This is a genomic window from Pseudoalteromonas piscicida (genome assembly GCF_002208135.1).
Taxonomy (GTDB): Bacteria; Pseudomonadota; Gammaproteobacteria; order Enterobacterales; family Alteromonadaceae; genus Pseudoalteromonas; species Pseudoalteromonas piscicida_A.
Genome location: NZ_CP021646.1, coordinates 252,301 through 265,219 on the forward strand (window position 1 = coordinate 252,301; position 12,919 = coordinate 265,219).

Here is a 12,919-nt window from a genome sequence, read left to right on the forward strand (position 1 = left end):
GTACTATGGTTTTTATTGCGCCTGCACGCCACACTGATATTCATCAACAGTATGCCCAACACATCAAATTACAACGGGCATTAATAACAATAAAAGGAAGCCCTTATGCTCAGTATGCTTGGACTGGCAGGAGGACTTGGCCTGCTTATTTGGCTAACTCTCCGTGGCGTAAACTTGTTTATCGCAGCTCCACTGTGCGCTTTATTGGTCGCATTAACGAGTGGCGTTGCGCTATTTCCCACAGAAGCTGTAGAAAGCAGCTTTCTGACACTCTATATGGATGGCTTTGCTGGCTTTTTGAGTGCTTGGTTTTTCATGTTCTTGCTTGGCTCTTTGTTCGGTAAGTTCATGGAAGACAGCGGTGCTGCCGACAGCGTGGCACGCTATATTGTCGACAAGTTAGGTATGAAACATGCGGTATTAGCGGTGGTGATTGCCTGTGCTGTGTTAACGTATGGTGGTGTGAGTGTTTTTATTGTGGCTTTCTCTGTCTATCCTATGGCGCTCAGCTTGTTTAAAGATGCCAATTTACCAAGACGCTTTATTCCCGCAACTCTGGCTTTCGGCTCAGTCACCTTTACCATGACTTCGGCAGGCTCCCCTGAAATTCAAAACTGGATCCCAATAAAATATTTGGGTACCTCACCTTATGCGGCTTGGGAAGTCAGTCTAGTGGTCGCCACATTTATGGCCATTACAGGTTATTGGTGGTTGAAAAAGATGATAGCCAAAGCGGTGGCAAATGGTGAGCACTTTGAGGCGAAAAAAGACGACCCTGAAATGCATGAACGTAACTATCCTCATCCAATCACTGGTGTACTGCCTTTAATCGTGGTGTTGATTTTATCTTTTACACTTCATGATGTGCTGCAGCAAAGTGCACTCATTGTAGCGTTGCTAGGCGGTGTACTCAGTATTGTTGCGATTAACTTTAAGCATTTTCACAACATGGGGGCCGCGATTAACTTAGGCACAACTGGGGCGTTAGTTGCTATCGGTAATACCAGTGCCGTAGTGGGTTTTGGTGCGGTAGCAAAAAACACCGAGGCATTTCAATTAGCGGTCGAGATGATGACACAGATGCCGGGTAATGAGCTACTTGGCGCCGCTGTGGCGGTAAGTGTGATAGCCGGTTTAACCGGTTCGGCATCTGGTGGACAAGCCATTGCGTTACCTTTAGTGGCGCCGCACTACATTGATGCAGGTGTTAATCCAGAACAATTACATCGTGTTGTCGCTATTAGCTCAGGCGCTTTGGATACCTTACCGCATAATGGTTATGTGGTCACAACCATTCGCGCCATCTGTAAAGAAACACATCAACGAGCATATTGGTCCATGGCTGCGTTGACTGCAGTCGTACCGCTGGTGGGCGTTGCCCTCGCATTAACCCTATTCATCTTATTTTAACGGAGTGATACAGCAATGAAGCGGATTTTCCTGTTACTCTTGTTCGTTGCCAGCCATATTGTCTATGGCAGTGAGACGAGCAAACCTATGCTGGTTGAAAAGCGGGCATTTACACTCGCGCATTTTACTACAGAGTCTGGAGCCAGCATTCCTGATGTTAAGGTCGGCTGGGAAAGCTATGGCAAATTAAATGCCGACAAAAGCAATGCAATTTTGATCACGCATTTCTTTTCAGGCACATCTCACGCCGCGGGTAAGTATCGAGAGTCTGACGTATTGGCAGGTTACTGGGATGCCATTATCGGCCCGGGTAAAGCGATAGATACTAACAAGTACTTTGTGATAAGCGCGGATACTTTGGTCAATGCAAACTGGCATAGTAAAGATGTGATCACGACGGGCCCTGCTTCCATTAATCCGAAGACGGGCAAACCTTACGGCTTGGATTTTCCGGTAGTGACCATCGGTGATTTTGTTGAAGTACAAAAGCAACTATTGGATAGCCTAGGTATTGACAAGCTTCATGCGGTGATGGGCGCATCTATGGGATCTTTCCAAGCGTTAGAATGGTCGGTGCGCTACCCCGAAAAAGTGTCACGTTTAATTCATGTGATTGGCGCGGCAAAAATGGATGCTTGGACCGTTGCGGCGTTAGAGAAATGGGCTTTACCAATTCGACTTGATCCAAATTGGCAGGGCGGGGACTACTACGACGGGGAAAGGCCGCTTGCTGGACTGACTGCCACGATGCTTAATATTACTCAAGATGCGATGCACCCCGCTATTTACAACGCCAGTTTTCCAGACTTTATTGTGCTTGATCCCAAAGCAAAACAAGATATTCGTCAGCTCCCTAAACTCAGCCAAACGCTAGCCGCGCGCGCACGAGCGAGGGCCGAAACGCAAGATGCGAATTCTATCTTGTATTTAGTTCGCGCCTCGCAACTATATACCGCAGGCATGCAAGGTAATTTTGATAGCGCTATCGATAAAATCACAGCAAAGGTTTTATTGATGCCAGCAAGCAATGACTTGTTATTAAGGCCTGAACCCATTCGTAAGTTAGCAGAAACCCTTAAAGCCAAGAAAAAAGACGTGCAAATTACAGAGATAGAAGGCGTTTGGGGGCACTTAGACGGTATTTTTTCAATTCAATCAAAGGCTGACACCATCCGTCAGTTCTTAGCAAAATAACTAAGGAGCGACGATGAGAAAGGCATTGATCACAGGAGCTGCAAGCGGCATAGGTCGTTATATTGCGACGGCCCTTAGCAAGCAAGGATATAGCTTAGTGCTCGTAGATTTGAACTTAGCGCAAGTACAGACGGTGGCTGAGTCTATCGTCAGTGAAGGAGGAAATGCACAAGCGTTTGCGCTCAATATTGCCAATAAGCAAGACATCGCTGACTTTATCCGTCAGCACGATAACATTGATGTGCTTATCAATAACGCAGGCGTGCAACATGTTGAAGCACTAGAGCATTATCCAGAAGATAAGTGGCAATTGCTGCAGGACGTGATGCTAACAGGTCCAGCCATGTTGTGTAAGGCGGTATTACCGCATATGCGCAAAGGCGGCTTTGGCCGTATCGTTAATATTGGTTCTATCCATGCTCTAGTCGCTTCTAAATATAAGTCTGCTTATGTCGCTGCAAAACATGGGTTGATGGGATTTGGCAAAGTATTGGCGCTGGAAACCGCGGACTGCGATATCACCGTGAACACCATTTGCCCAGCTTATGTAAAAACCCCATTGGTAGAACAGCAAATTACCGCGCAAGCGAAACAGCATGGGATCAGCGAGGATGAAGTGATAAACAATATTATGTTGGCGCCAATGCCGAAAAAGGCCTTTATAGGGTTGGATGAGATTGCCCATGCTGTCAATTTTTTACTCGCAAATGAGTCACGCAACATTACTGGCCAAGCCATTGTGCTGGACGGCGGCTGGACAGTGCAATAGGAGGAATGATGGCTGGATTTGATAAGGTAGTCGTAAGCTACGAAGAAGCAATGGCAGGACTGTGTGATGGCATGACCGTGATTGCGGGGGGCTTTGGTTTGTGCGGGATCCCAGAAGGTTTGATAAGCCAAGTACGCCGCATGGGCACAAAGGATTTAACTGTGGTTTCTAATAACTGCGGAGTAGACGGGTTTGGTTTAGGGATTTTGCTTGAGGACAAGCAGATCCGCAAAATGGTGGCTTCCTATGTGGGAGAAAACGCATTGTTTGAGCAGCAGTTATTGAGTGGGGCATTGGAAGTTGAATTAACCCCGCAAGGGACGCTTGCAGAAAAAATGCGCGCAGGTGGAGCCGGGATCCCCGCTTTTTATACCGCAACAGGCGTTGGTACACCAGTCGCTGAGGGCAAAGAGGTAAAAACGTTTGGTGACAGAGAATACATTTTAGAACCAAGTATTACGGGAGATTTTGCCATCATAAAAGCGTGGAAAGCAGACCGTTTTGGCAACTGTGTTTATCGCCATACCGCCATGAACTTTAATCCAATGGCCGCAACGGCCGGAAAAATTACCGTCGTTGAGGTGGAAGAAATAGTAGAGCCCGGCGAAATCGAACCGAGCCAAATTCATACTCCCGGAATTTATATCGACAGAGTGATTCTAGGACAGTTCGAAAAACGCATCGAAAAACGTACTGTGAAGGAGCAAGCATAATGGCATTAACCAGAGAGCAAATGGCCATGCGAGTGGCACAGGAATTAAGAGACGGGTTTTATGTCAACCTTGGCATTGGGATCCCCACGCTGGTGGCCAACTATGTACCACAGGGCATGGATGTTATGCTGCAATCGGAAAACGGCTTATTAGGCATGGGCGCTTATCCGACCGAGCAGGAAGTGGATGCGGATATGATCAATGCGGGTAAGGAAACCGTTACGGCCCGTACGGGAGCTGCCATTTTTAGTTCGGCAGAAAGCTTTGCAATGATCCGCGGCGGTCATGTGGACCTCACGGTGCTCGGCGCTTTTGAAGTAGATCAGCACGGCAATCTTGCCAGCTGGATGATCCCAGGTAAGCTTATCAAGGGCATGGGTGGCGCGATGGACCTTGTCGCTGGGGCTAAAAATATAATTTGCACTATGACGCATGCGAATAAACAAGGCGAGTCCAAGCTTCTGCAGCAGTGTTGTTTACCTCTTACGGGCGTAAACTGTATCAATAAGATAGTAACCGATCTTGCGCTGCTTGAAGTCAAAAATGGTGCGTTTCATTTACTTGAGCGAGCACCGGGTGTTAGCGTCTTGGAAATTCAAGCAAAAACCGCAGGCATATTGATTTGCCCAGATGACGTACCAGAGATGGTATTTAGCTAGCTTAAAATCAAAGGTTACGTTTTTAGTTGAAGAAAGAGCTGAGGTGACTCATGCTCTTTCATTGAAAGTGGTGCCTAACCGACTCCTATCTACTCCATGGAGTATAGTACCACTCTTGGTCTAGTCCGCCGTCACAATCGTAAAGTTGGATATTTCTTCCTTTAGACCCACTATGGCCTGTTGGATCTAGACATTTATTTTGCATTTTGTTGATGATGCGACCTGCGCCATCAAATCTCCACATTTGGTCGGCCATTCCTTCACAGTGCCAAAATTGAACATTTCTTTTGGATGCACCATCGTAACGGCTTGCATCTAAACACAGGTGCTCGTCATACACTGGGCGAATCTCAAACCAAGGGTCACCGTAATATTTGTCTTCAATATAACGTGCCAACTTGCCCATATATTGAAGCTTTATTTTTCCATGGGTAGCAAATGGTGAATTGAAAACAGAACTATCAAAAGAAATTTTTTGGTTGTCTTTGTAAAATGAAAAATACTGGTCACGGCCAAAGTCGCAGTAATAAGTCTGCACAGTCTGTCCTTTCCATGCTTTATCTACTTCACTTTTTCCATCCATACAAATAAAATTGGTTTCTTCAGCGTATTTTTGTTTATTGATAAACATTATACCTGAAGCTGCTTGAGTCATCGTTGAAACTGCTAGAGCTGCTCCTGCTAGCACTAAAGTGTATTTCATAGTTATTTCCTTATTTTGTTTGTGTTACTATTAGGGAAGTTAACATTAATTTAAATAATTATCAATTTTATATTATCATTATTGATGGGTTGTTATTTTTTATAATGAAGGATTATCTGCTTTGTTGCTCAACAATAGTTTATCTTCAAGCCGCTGGATAAAGTTCATAAGGGAAAGTTGGGTTATTTTCTTGTTATGGGTCAGTGGTGTATTCTTACTTATGTCATTTAGAGTTTTCTATCTCTTTAACTTTAAAGAAAAAGTATCGTATGATCTTACGATTGGCCAACTGCTTGATGCCTTAGCCACCGGTTTTAAATTTGACTCCTCTGCTGCTGGAGTTTGTCTCGCTATTCCTTTTTTGCTGAATTGTTTCCTACAGCCTTTGCGATTAGATAATTGGGTTAGACGAGCACGCAATACGATAGGGCTAATCTATCTGAGTGTTTTTGTATTATTAGGAATCTGCGGGATAACTTATATCAGTGAGTATGGAACTCAATATAATTACTTTATGCTGGAAGGGTTATATGATGATCAGCAGGCCATACTGAGCACCGCGATTCAGCAGTATAAACCTTGGGGTAGTTTGTTGAGCATAGGTATACTGCTGTCTTGCGTGGTCGTATGGACTCGTTTTGTGGATAAGAGAAGTTATCGCTTACTAATAAATATTTGTCCGAAGAGTAGAATCAAACAAGCAGTTATTTCGATATTGGTGTTCGTTATGTTCGTTTGCGCCGCTAGAGGTTCATTTGACTCCCGTCCCGCATCGAGAAAGTGGTCAGCTGTCACCACTGATCCATTTGTAAACAACTTAGTTATTAACCCATTTCGCAGTTTCTTCTACGCGATACAAGACTACGGTGAATTAAATCAGCTCACTACGTCAAGTACTAACCCTTATTTAGCCGATAAGCATGAGGTTGATGATGCGCTGCATAATAACGAGACTCGAAGTGTGGGTCCCTTAATTCAAAAGCCTTCACGCATTTTTTACATTGTAATGGAAAGCTTTGACTCTTGGCCTCTGCAGAATAAATATAGGGATTTAGCGCTAACAGAAAATTTTCATCGATTAAAAGCAAAGGGTATTTACGTTGAACAAGCATTGCCTGCTGCATCAAGCACAATGAACTCATTATCCAGTCTAGTTACGGGGATTCCATTTAGTGGTATTAACATGAGCCGTCTCACGAGTAAGGCTCATACTTACTCGCTAATCCATTTGATGGAGGGCAAGGCTATACATCACAATTTTTTTATGGCGGCTTATTGTCTTGGCAAACAGTAGGTGATTTTATGGATAGGCATGGCGTCGATCATATTTATTCGGCGGCAAATGCAGGAGGTAAGGGCAGTGCCGGTGTATGGGGGGTTGATGATGGGCAGTTATTTGATCTCGTTAGCCAGTCAGTGCCAGAAAATAGCTTTAATTTGATTATGACGACTAGCTATCATGGCCCATTTAATTTAGATTTGTCAGCTAGCGATTACCCTTGGAAAAATGGTGACTACCCCGCTAAGTTTCAGCGGATGGGTGATGAAGTGTTATCTGCTAACACTCTTGGACACTTATGGTATTCAGATCAAATGATGGGGCAGTTTGTGGATAATATGCAACGCAAATACCCTGATGCGCTATTTATCATTACGGGAGATCACTACAGCCGCCGCTATTTTCATGCTAAGCCTAACTTGTACGAACTCACCCATGTCCCAATCCTTTTACTGGGGCAAGGGGTTTCACCTAAATTGAGTAACCGAACAATTGCTTCACATATGGATATCACAGCTACAATTATGGACTTGATAGCAAGGCCCAACACATCATTTGCTAGTTTTGGCCATTCACTTGTTGGTTCTGAAACACCAGAGAGTGTTTTTGGTTATAAAACAATTCGAGATACGGAGCGGGTTTGGAAACAAGGTGATGGTGAGCAGTTTTATAGCTATCAGGTTAACCCCAAACTGGGTGATAAAAGTGTTGAGAAGCCAGCACCAACCCTTGAATATCAAACTTATATGGCTGCTGCATGGCAATTACTAATGGGGAGTCCTGCTCCTCATTAGACTACGACACGGGTCAATATAGACTGTTAAATCCGAAGGCCATACTAATCTTTTGATTAGTATGGCCTTTAATCGTATTCGTATAAGTGCAAATCACTATAGCAGTGAGGTATGCTTTTTGAATGATACTATGTAGTCTTATTTATCAACTGTTAATGACTAAGATACTCAAGCGCTACGTGCATTCATCTCAGCAATAAACTTGTTCGAATCTTCAATAGAGCGATTCATATCTGCGATTAGGGCGCTAATATCACGCTTTAACCCCGTAAACTCACTTTTAATAGCGCTTACCGCTTGTGCATTTAGGTTGTGCTTAAGGTACAGCACATTATCTTGTAGTGAGTCGAGCACGGGCTGCATTTTGGCTTCACTGCTGCGCATTGAGCGAAGTAAGCGTTCAAATTGGCGCTGTGTTTGACTTAATTGCTTAGCACTCTCGCGTTTTAGGTTTGCACTCGAATATTGCTCAAGTTCATCTTGCCACTCGTCAAATAGCGCATTGGCCACGTCTTCCACTTTGTCTATATTGCTACTTACTTCAGCTGCAGCAGCAAGGGATGATTGGTAGTCATCGTTAAGCAGGTTATAGGCTTCTTGTAATTCGCCACCATTAAAATTAATTAACGTGGTGAGTCTTTCCAATGCCGATTGAAACTCTTTTTGTGATTCCTCTTGGGACTCCTTTGTTTCTTCGACACGATCAACCAATATCTCGCGTTTATGCACACCAAACTTTTCCATGGTGGCGTAATAGGCACTTTGGCAGCCTGTAACGAGTAAAAGTAACACTGCGCTTAAGGTGAGTTTCTTCATTTGCACTCCCGGGCTCTAGAAGGTCAATAATCAGTAAGTGGCCATGTGACCGTCGTTATATATTACTACTTAGCGCTATAAATTATGGCGGGGATTGTTATGATGTGTAAAGTGATCCATGAATATTAACTTGATTATGATGCAAAGAATAACCGAAATGAAGATCGTCGCACTGCGATTCTTACATTCTCAGCCTAGCTGGTGGCGCCGCTATAGTAAGCGTTGTGTTGAAGACCAGATCACAGTCAATGCGGGCTATTTAGCGTATGTCACGCTGTTGTCGTTAGTCCCCTTGGTTGCCGTGGGCGTGGCAATTTTTTCGGCGTTTCCTGGGTTTGAAGATACACGTTTTGCAATTGAAAACTTTGTGTTCAATAACTTTGTGCCGACATCGACGGACACCATTAAAGAGCATATCAGTGCGTTTACTGGCAATGCGAATAAGATGACAGCGGTGGGGGTGAGCTTTTTGGCCGTCGTGGCTTTGCTGCTTATTCGTAATGTTGACACCACACTCAACCGTATATGGCGAGTAAAGCAAAAACGCCCGTTGATGATTTCGTTTGCGATTTACTGGATGGTGCTGACACTTGGTCCAGTGCTATTGGGAGCAAGTATTGGTATGACATCCTATATTGTTTCTTTAGTGACATTTGCCGATCAAGGGATCCCAGGGTTTAGTGGTGCACTAATTAAGATGTTGCCCTATTTAATTTCTATGGTTGGCTTCATCATGCTCTATACTTTAGTACCAAATACCAGTGTGTCATTTCGAGCAGCGGTTCCAGGTGCTTTGTTTGCAGCTTTGTTATTTGAGCTAACGAAAAAAGGCTTTGCATTATACATCAGCCATTTTCCCTCATACGAAGTTATCTATGGGGCACTCGCGACAGTACCTATTCTTTTTGTTTGGGTATATTTATCTTGGATAGTGGTGTTGTTAGGTGCGGAGTTTACTGTGTGCTTAACCCAAGATATGGAAGCCGCAGGACTAGATACAAACTCGGAATTTGACCCACCAGACGCGCAGGGACTTTAGCTTTTACCGATAATGGTTAGCTTAAGCCCCTAGGGGGAATTATGAGCTTATTGTATCACCATGGCGACGCACTGCGTCGCTTCCATCTTGCGGTCGGCGAAGGGCATCAATTGGGCATAGAGGAATATGGCAACAGTGATGGTACGCCACTTATCATGTTGCATGGAGGCCCAGGGCAGGGCCACTCTCGCAATGTATTAGGTTACTTCAATCCACAAAAATACCGCATTATCCTGTTTAGTCAGCGAGGCTGTGGTAACTCAACGCCTGCTGATTTTAGCAATATAAATACCGCGAACCTGCTGAAAGACATTCACACCATTCGTGCGCATTTAGGGCTGCAAAAGGTTGTACTCGCCGGGGAATCTTTCGGTGCCATGCTGGCTCTTCTTTATGCTGAGCAACATCGTGAAGATGTCTTGGGGATGGTGTTGTGGTCGAGTTTTTTGGGCACTGAGACTGATCTACATTGGCTTTATGGTAATCAAGGCGCGCCTGCGCAAATTTATCCAGAGCAGTATCTTGCCTTCGCGCAAGGTGCACAAACCATAGAATCCTTGCTAGACCAATATCATACTGCACTCTTTGGCGAGGATGAATTACTGAAAAGAAAAGCGGCGCAGCGCTGGTGTGAGTGGGATAACTTGATCACAACGGGTTGCGATACGCAAGGTATTAGGCTCTGCAAAGCAGACAAACAGCTCAGTAAAGCACAGCAGATGGTGCATTTTTTTAGTCATCACTGTTTTATCAAAACAGAGCAAATCATAATAGATGCACAGCAGCTTGAGCACTTACCTATCTGGTTTATTCACAGTCGGCATGATTTAATGTGCCGATACGCGCCAGTTCATCAGTTAGCGCAAGTCATTAAGGCACAGTTACTGATATTGAATGGGGTTGGACATTGCAGCGCTAACCCCGTTTACGCAGAAGCAATAAGACGAGCGGCTGATCTATTACAGTGTAAAATTCAGCATCATTAGAAGTCACAAGAGGTAGGTAGTGCAAGGACTAATTCAAAGAGTCAGTGAGGCAAAGGTAGAAGTAGAAGGTGAGATTGTAGGCCAGATCAAACAGGGGATATTACTACTATTGGGCGTTGAAAAGCCGGATACAGAACAAACTGCGGATAAGTTACTGCACAAGGTGAGTAACTACCGTATTTTTACCGACGACAACGGGAAAATGAATTTAAGTTTAAAAGACATAGAAGGTGAATTATTGGTTGTATCGCAATTCACCTTAGCGGCAGATACTAAAAAAGGCATGAGGCCAAGTTTCTCGGGTGCAGGAACACCAGAGCAAGCGAATACACTCTACGAATATTTTGTGGCTCAAGCTAAGGCTGCAGGGTTGAAAGTCGCGACGGGGCAATTTGCTGCGGATATGAAGGTGAGGTTACTGAACGACGGCCCTGTGACTTTTAACTTTAGTGTTGAATAGTGATTTGATGTAAAAGGCTAGGGTCAACAAATGCTAGGGCCAGTTGACCTTTGCTGTTTGATTTTTGTTCTTCTGAGTGTGTTTTGGTCGCGACGCTCGACTTGCCGCCTAGTAATCTAGGCAAAAGTTGAGCAACAATGAACAAAGCGCACTCAGATGAACCCAAAGGGCAGCGCTTGATTAGCATTTCTACTGTGTTATCGCCAGACTTACATAGAATGACTATGCTACGCTGGCTCTGCCTTGTATAAATACCAATCAAACTGCTGCAAAAACAAACTTGAAAGATCAACAGGCCCTAGCGTTTAACCTCGATAATCATGTTGGCGTAATCCGGCACTTTTTCGATAAAAGGCTTTTTGCCAAAGTTGGTAATTAATAAGTGCTGAAGTTGCTTGAGTTGCGATTCATGCTCAGTTAAAAAGTTGATATACAGTCGGCCTCCATCATTAATAGCGGCTCTGAGCAGGCGATAAAATTGGTGTTGAAACAAGAATATGGGAGGCTCGAGTTCACTAAATAAATCGAGCACAATCCAATCGTAGCGTTTACCTTGTTGCAGCGCCTTAAATACATCAACACAATTAACATCGCATAAAGGGTCGCCACCAAAATAGCGTTTGTAACAATGGATCACATCTGGGTTGTTATCTATGGTGGTAATGTGACAATTTGGATAAGTGGCATTGAGGTAATCGCGGATAGCACCGGCGCCAAGACCCAGCTCCAATACGCTTGTTGGTGGTGCGACTTGCTGCCAGCGACTCGCGAATGTTTTTAAATGAGGAAATAACAAGTGCTCCGGGTGGTTTAACTCCACAACGGATTGTAATGTGTTGTTTATCAGAAGCCATCTTAACGATTTCTCTTGGCGCACTTGGATGCTATTTCTGCCTTGTTTATGCCAATATAGCAAGTGTCCTAGCTGGTGGCTCCGGTCCACAAAATCGTTGCTGATAGTGCCTGAATGCGTAATAAATTCTCCCATGATAACATCAGCATAGACGAGGATTTTGTGAATGCCAGCTTGTCCATCAGTTTTTACACTAAAGGATAAATGTTTTGGCGCATTTTATTCCCTACACTGAGCTTATCTTGTAGGGTGTATCCGTACTAGATTCAAAGTCGTTTAACAGGCTAATAACAAAACAGGAGTCAGTGATGTTTGAGGTAACTTCACCACAAAGCAGCGAAGATTGGCAAGCCTATTACCAGTTACGCTGGCAGGTGTTAAGAGCGCCATGGGATCAACCTCGTGGCAGCGAACAGGATGATTTAGAACAAGAAGCTGAACATCGCTACATTAAAAATAATGATGGTGAAGTGCTAGGCGTAGCTAGGCTCCATTTTAACAATCATAAGCAAGCGCAAGTGCGCTACATGGCCGTCGCTGAAGGGCATCGAGGTCATCATTTAGGTAGCCGTTTGCTACATGAGCTTGAAATTATTGCCTGGACGCAAAAAGCGGAAGAGCTGGTCTTGTATGCTCGTGAGCGCGCGTTGTCATTTTATGAGCGTCATGGCTATGAAGTGGTTGAAAAGGCACACTTAGCCTATGGCGATGTGCAGCACTGGAAAATGGTAAAACAGCGTCCTACGGAGCCTGGCTGGTTTAGGCAACCAGATTGGACTCATGTATTACAAAATACTTGGCGCGAGTCTATTCCAATCAGTGATGCGATGGGGATTAAAGTCGAAAGCTATACCGACTGGCAGTTTTCCACTAAGGCTGATTTAAAAGCAAACCTCAATTTACACAACTCGATGTTTGCAGGCTCTATATATAGCATGGCGACGCTAACGGGGTGGGGTGCAACGTATTTAGCACTTAAGGAGCTTGGGTTAGAGGGAGATATTGTGCTGGCTGACGCCAATATCAAATATCTAAAGCCGCTGACTACAGCACCTGCTGCAACGGTTACCATTGCGGACTGCGAAGGTGAATTACAAGCGCTCGAGACGGCTGGCAAAGCAAAATATCTGGTGCCAGTGAATGTCTACGATGGTGACATGCTAGTCGCTAAATTTGAAGGGCAGTTTGTGGTGCTTAAACCGCAATAAGCAGAGCATTATTCTCAGCTTCCCGAACGAAAAAGC

Annotated in this window: 15 protein-coding genes; 11 read left to right on the forward strand and 4 right to left on the reverse strand. The window is 44.5% G+C overall.

Annotation, left to right across the window (positions count from 1 at the left end; genetic code table 11):
- Nucleotides 1-105: 105 nt before the first annotated feature.
- The 5 genes from B1L02_RS01175 to B1L02_RS01195 are packed head-to-tail and all read left to right on the forward strand — an operon-like array spanning nt 106 to nt 4,745.
- Nucleotides 106-1,410, forward strand: coding sequence for a GntP family permease (locus tag B1L02_RS01175; RefSeq protein ID WP_088529609.1), 1,305 nt, complete (start codon nt 106-108; stop codon nt 1,408-1,410).
- A 15-nt stretch (nt 1,411-1,425) separates the two neighbouring features.
- Entirely contained in the window at nt 1,426-2,604 is a 1,179-nt protein-coding gene (locus B1L02_RS01180; RefSeq protein ID WP_088529610.1) for an E22 family MetX-like putative esterase, read from the forward strand.
- A 13-nt stretch (nt 2,605-2,617) separates the two neighbouring features.
- A complete protein-coding gene (locus B1L02_RS01185; RefSeq protein ID WP_088529611.1) occupies nt 2,618-3,373 on the forward strand; it encodes a 3-hydroxybutyrate dehydrogenase in 756 nt (251 codons plus the stop codon).
- Between the two features lie 8 nt (nt 3,374-3,381).
- Complete coding sequence (locus tag B1L02_RS01190) at nt 3,382-4,086, forward strand: CoA transferase subunit A (protein ID WP_088529612.1); 705 nt, start codon at nt 3,382-3,384, stop codon at nt 4,084-4,086.
- Nucleotides 4,086-4,745, forward strand: coding sequence for a 3-oxoacid CoA-transferase subunit B (locus B1L02_RS01195; RefSeq protein WP_088529613.1), 660 nt, complete (start codon nt 4,086-4,088; stop codon nt 4,743-4,745). The genes B1L02_RS01190 and B1L02_RS01195 overlap by 1 nt, the downstream gene beginning before the upstream one ends.
- Nucleotides 4,746-4,830: 85 nt before the next feature.
- Here B1L02_RS01195 and B1L02_RS01200 read toward each other — a convergent pair whose 3' ends face one another.
- Nucleotides 4,831-5,448, reverse strand: coding sequence for an RICIN domain-containing protein (locus B1L02_RS01200; RefSeq protein ID WP_088529614.1), 618 nt, complete (start codon nt 5,446-5,448; stop codon nt 4,831-4,833).
- Between the two features lie 121 nt (nt 5,449-5,569).
- Here B1L02_RS01200 and B1L02_RS24190 point away from each other — a divergent pair, with 121 nt between their 5' ends.
- On the forward strand, nt 5,570-6,742 hold the full coding sequence (locus B1L02_RS24190; protein ID WP_232003123.1) for a hypothetical protein: 1,173 nt from the start codon (nt 5,570-5,572) through the stop codon (nt 6,740-6,742).
- A complete protein-coding gene (locus tag B1L02_RS24195; RefSeq protein WP_232003124.1) occupies nt 6,724-7,521 on the forward strand; it encodes an LTA synthase family protein in 798 nt (265 codons plus the stop codon). Before B1L02_RS24190 ends, B1L02_RS24195 begins: the two co-directional genes overlap by 19 nt.
- Before the next feature lie 168 nt (nt 7,522-7,689).
- On the opposite strand, the gene B1L02_RS01210 is transcribed toward B1L02_RS24195, so the two are convergent.
- Entirely contained in the window at nt 7,690-8,337 is a 648-nt protein-coding gene (locus tag B1L02_RS01210; RefSeq protein WP_088529615.1) for a DUF2959 domain-containing protein, read from the reverse strand.
- A 136-nt stretch (nt 8,338-8,473) separates the two neighbouring features.
- Here B1L02_RS01210 and B1L02_RS01215 point away from each other — a divergent pair, with 136 nt between their 5' ends.
- From B1L02_RS01215 to dtd, 3 genes are read left to right on the forward strand one after another with little or no spacing between them, the layout of a single operon-like run.
- Nucleotides 8,474-9,376, forward strand: a complete 903-nt coding sequence (locus B1L02_RS01215; RefSeq protein WP_232003125.1) for a virulence factor BrkB family protein — start codon at nt 8,474-8,476, stop codon at nt 9,374-9,376.
- 41 nt (nt 9,377-9,417) lie between these two features.
- Nucleotides 9,418-10,362 (forward strand): alpha/beta fold hydrolase, encoded by a 945-nt coding sequence (locus B1L02_RS01220; RefSeq protein WP_088529616.1) that lies wholly within the window; start codon nt 9,418-9,420, stop codon nt 10,360-10,362.
- A 19-nt stretch (nt 10,363-10,381) separates the two neighbouring features.
- Nucleotides 10,382-10,822, forward strand: coding sequence for a D-aminoacyl-tRNA deacylase (gene dtd, locus B1L02_RS01225; RefSeq protein ID WP_088529617.1), 441 nt, complete (start codon nt 10,382-10,384; stop codon nt 10,820-10,822).
- Here the strand turns inward: dtd and B1L02_RS25065 are convergent.
- A complete protein-coding gene (locus B1L02_RS25065; RefSeq protein WP_088529618.1) occupies nt 10,809-11,009 on the reverse strand; it encodes a hypothetical protein in 201 nt (66 codons plus the stop codon). The genes dtd and B1L02_RS25065 overlap by 14 nt on opposite strands.
- A 111-nt stretch (nt 11,010-11,120) precedes the next feature.
- On the reverse strand, nt 11,121-11,810 hold the full coding sequence (locus tag B1L02_RS01235) for a spermidine synthase (RefSeq protein WP_010376350.1): 690 nt from the start codon (nt 11,808-11,810) through the stop codon (nt 11,121-11,123).
- 173 nt (nt 11,811-11,983) lie between these two features.
- On the opposite strand from B1L02_RS01235, the gene B1L02_RS01240 reads away from it, so the two are divergent.
- Nucleotides 11,984-12,883 carry a bifunctional GNAT family N-acetyltransferase/hotdog fold thioesterase gene (locus tag B1L02_RS01240; RefSeq protein ID WP_088529619.1) on the forward strand — a complete coding sequence of 300 codons (900 nt, stop codon included), beginning with the start codon at nt 11,984-11,986 and terminating at the stop codon, nt 12,881-12,883.
- The last annotated feature ends 36 nt before the right edge of the window (nt 12,884-12,919 follow it).

Coding starts and splice junctions, on each gene's coding strand:
- B1L02_RS01210 (WP_088529615.1), bottom strand. CDS start 8,337: ATGAAGAAACTCACCTTAAGCGCAGTGTTACTTTTACTCGTTACAGGC.
- B1L02_RS01195 (WP_088529613.1), top strand. CDS start 4,086: ATGGCATTAACCAGAGAGCAAATGGCCATGCGAGTGGCACAGGAATTA.
- B1L02_RS01220 (WP_088529616.1), top strand. CDS start 9,418: ATGAGCTTATTGTATCACCATGGCGACGCACTGCGTCGCTTCCATCTT.
- B1L02_RS01185 (WP_088529611.1), top strand. CDS start 2,618: ATGAGAAAGGCATTGATCACAGGAGCTGCAAGCGGCATAGGTCGTTAT.
- B1L02_RS01235 (WP_010376350.1), bottom strand. CDS start 11,810: ATGGGAGAATTTATTACGCATTCAGGCACTATCAGCAACGATTTTGTG.
- B1L02_RS01240 (WP_088529619.1), top strand. CDS start 11,984: ATGTTTGAGGTAACTTCACCACAAAGCAGCGAAGATTGGCAAGCCTAT.
- B1L02_RS25065 (WP_088529618.1), bottom strand. CDS start 11,009: ATGCTAATCAAGCGCTGCCCTTTGGGTTCATCTGAGTGCGCTTTGTTC.
- B1L02_RS01190 (WP_088529612.1), top strand. CDS start 3,382: ATGGCTGGATTTGATAAGGTAGTCGTAAGCTACGAAGAAGCAATGGCA.
- B1L02_RS01180 (WP_088529610.1), top strand. CDS start 1,426: ATGAAGCGGATTTTCCTGTTACTCTTGTTCGTTGCCAGCCATATTGTC.
- B1L02_RS01175 (WP_088529609.1), top strand. CDS start 106: ATGCTCAGTATGCTTGGACTGGCAGGAGGACTTGGCCTGCTTATTTGG.
- B1L02_RS01200 (WP_088529614.1), bottom strand. CDS start 5,448: ATGAAATACACTTTAGTGCTAGCAGGAGCAGCTCTAGCAGTTTCAACG.
- B1L02_RS01215 (WP_232003125.1), top strand. CDS start 8,474: ATGATGCAAAGAATAACCGAAATGAAGATCGTCGCACTGCGATTCTTA.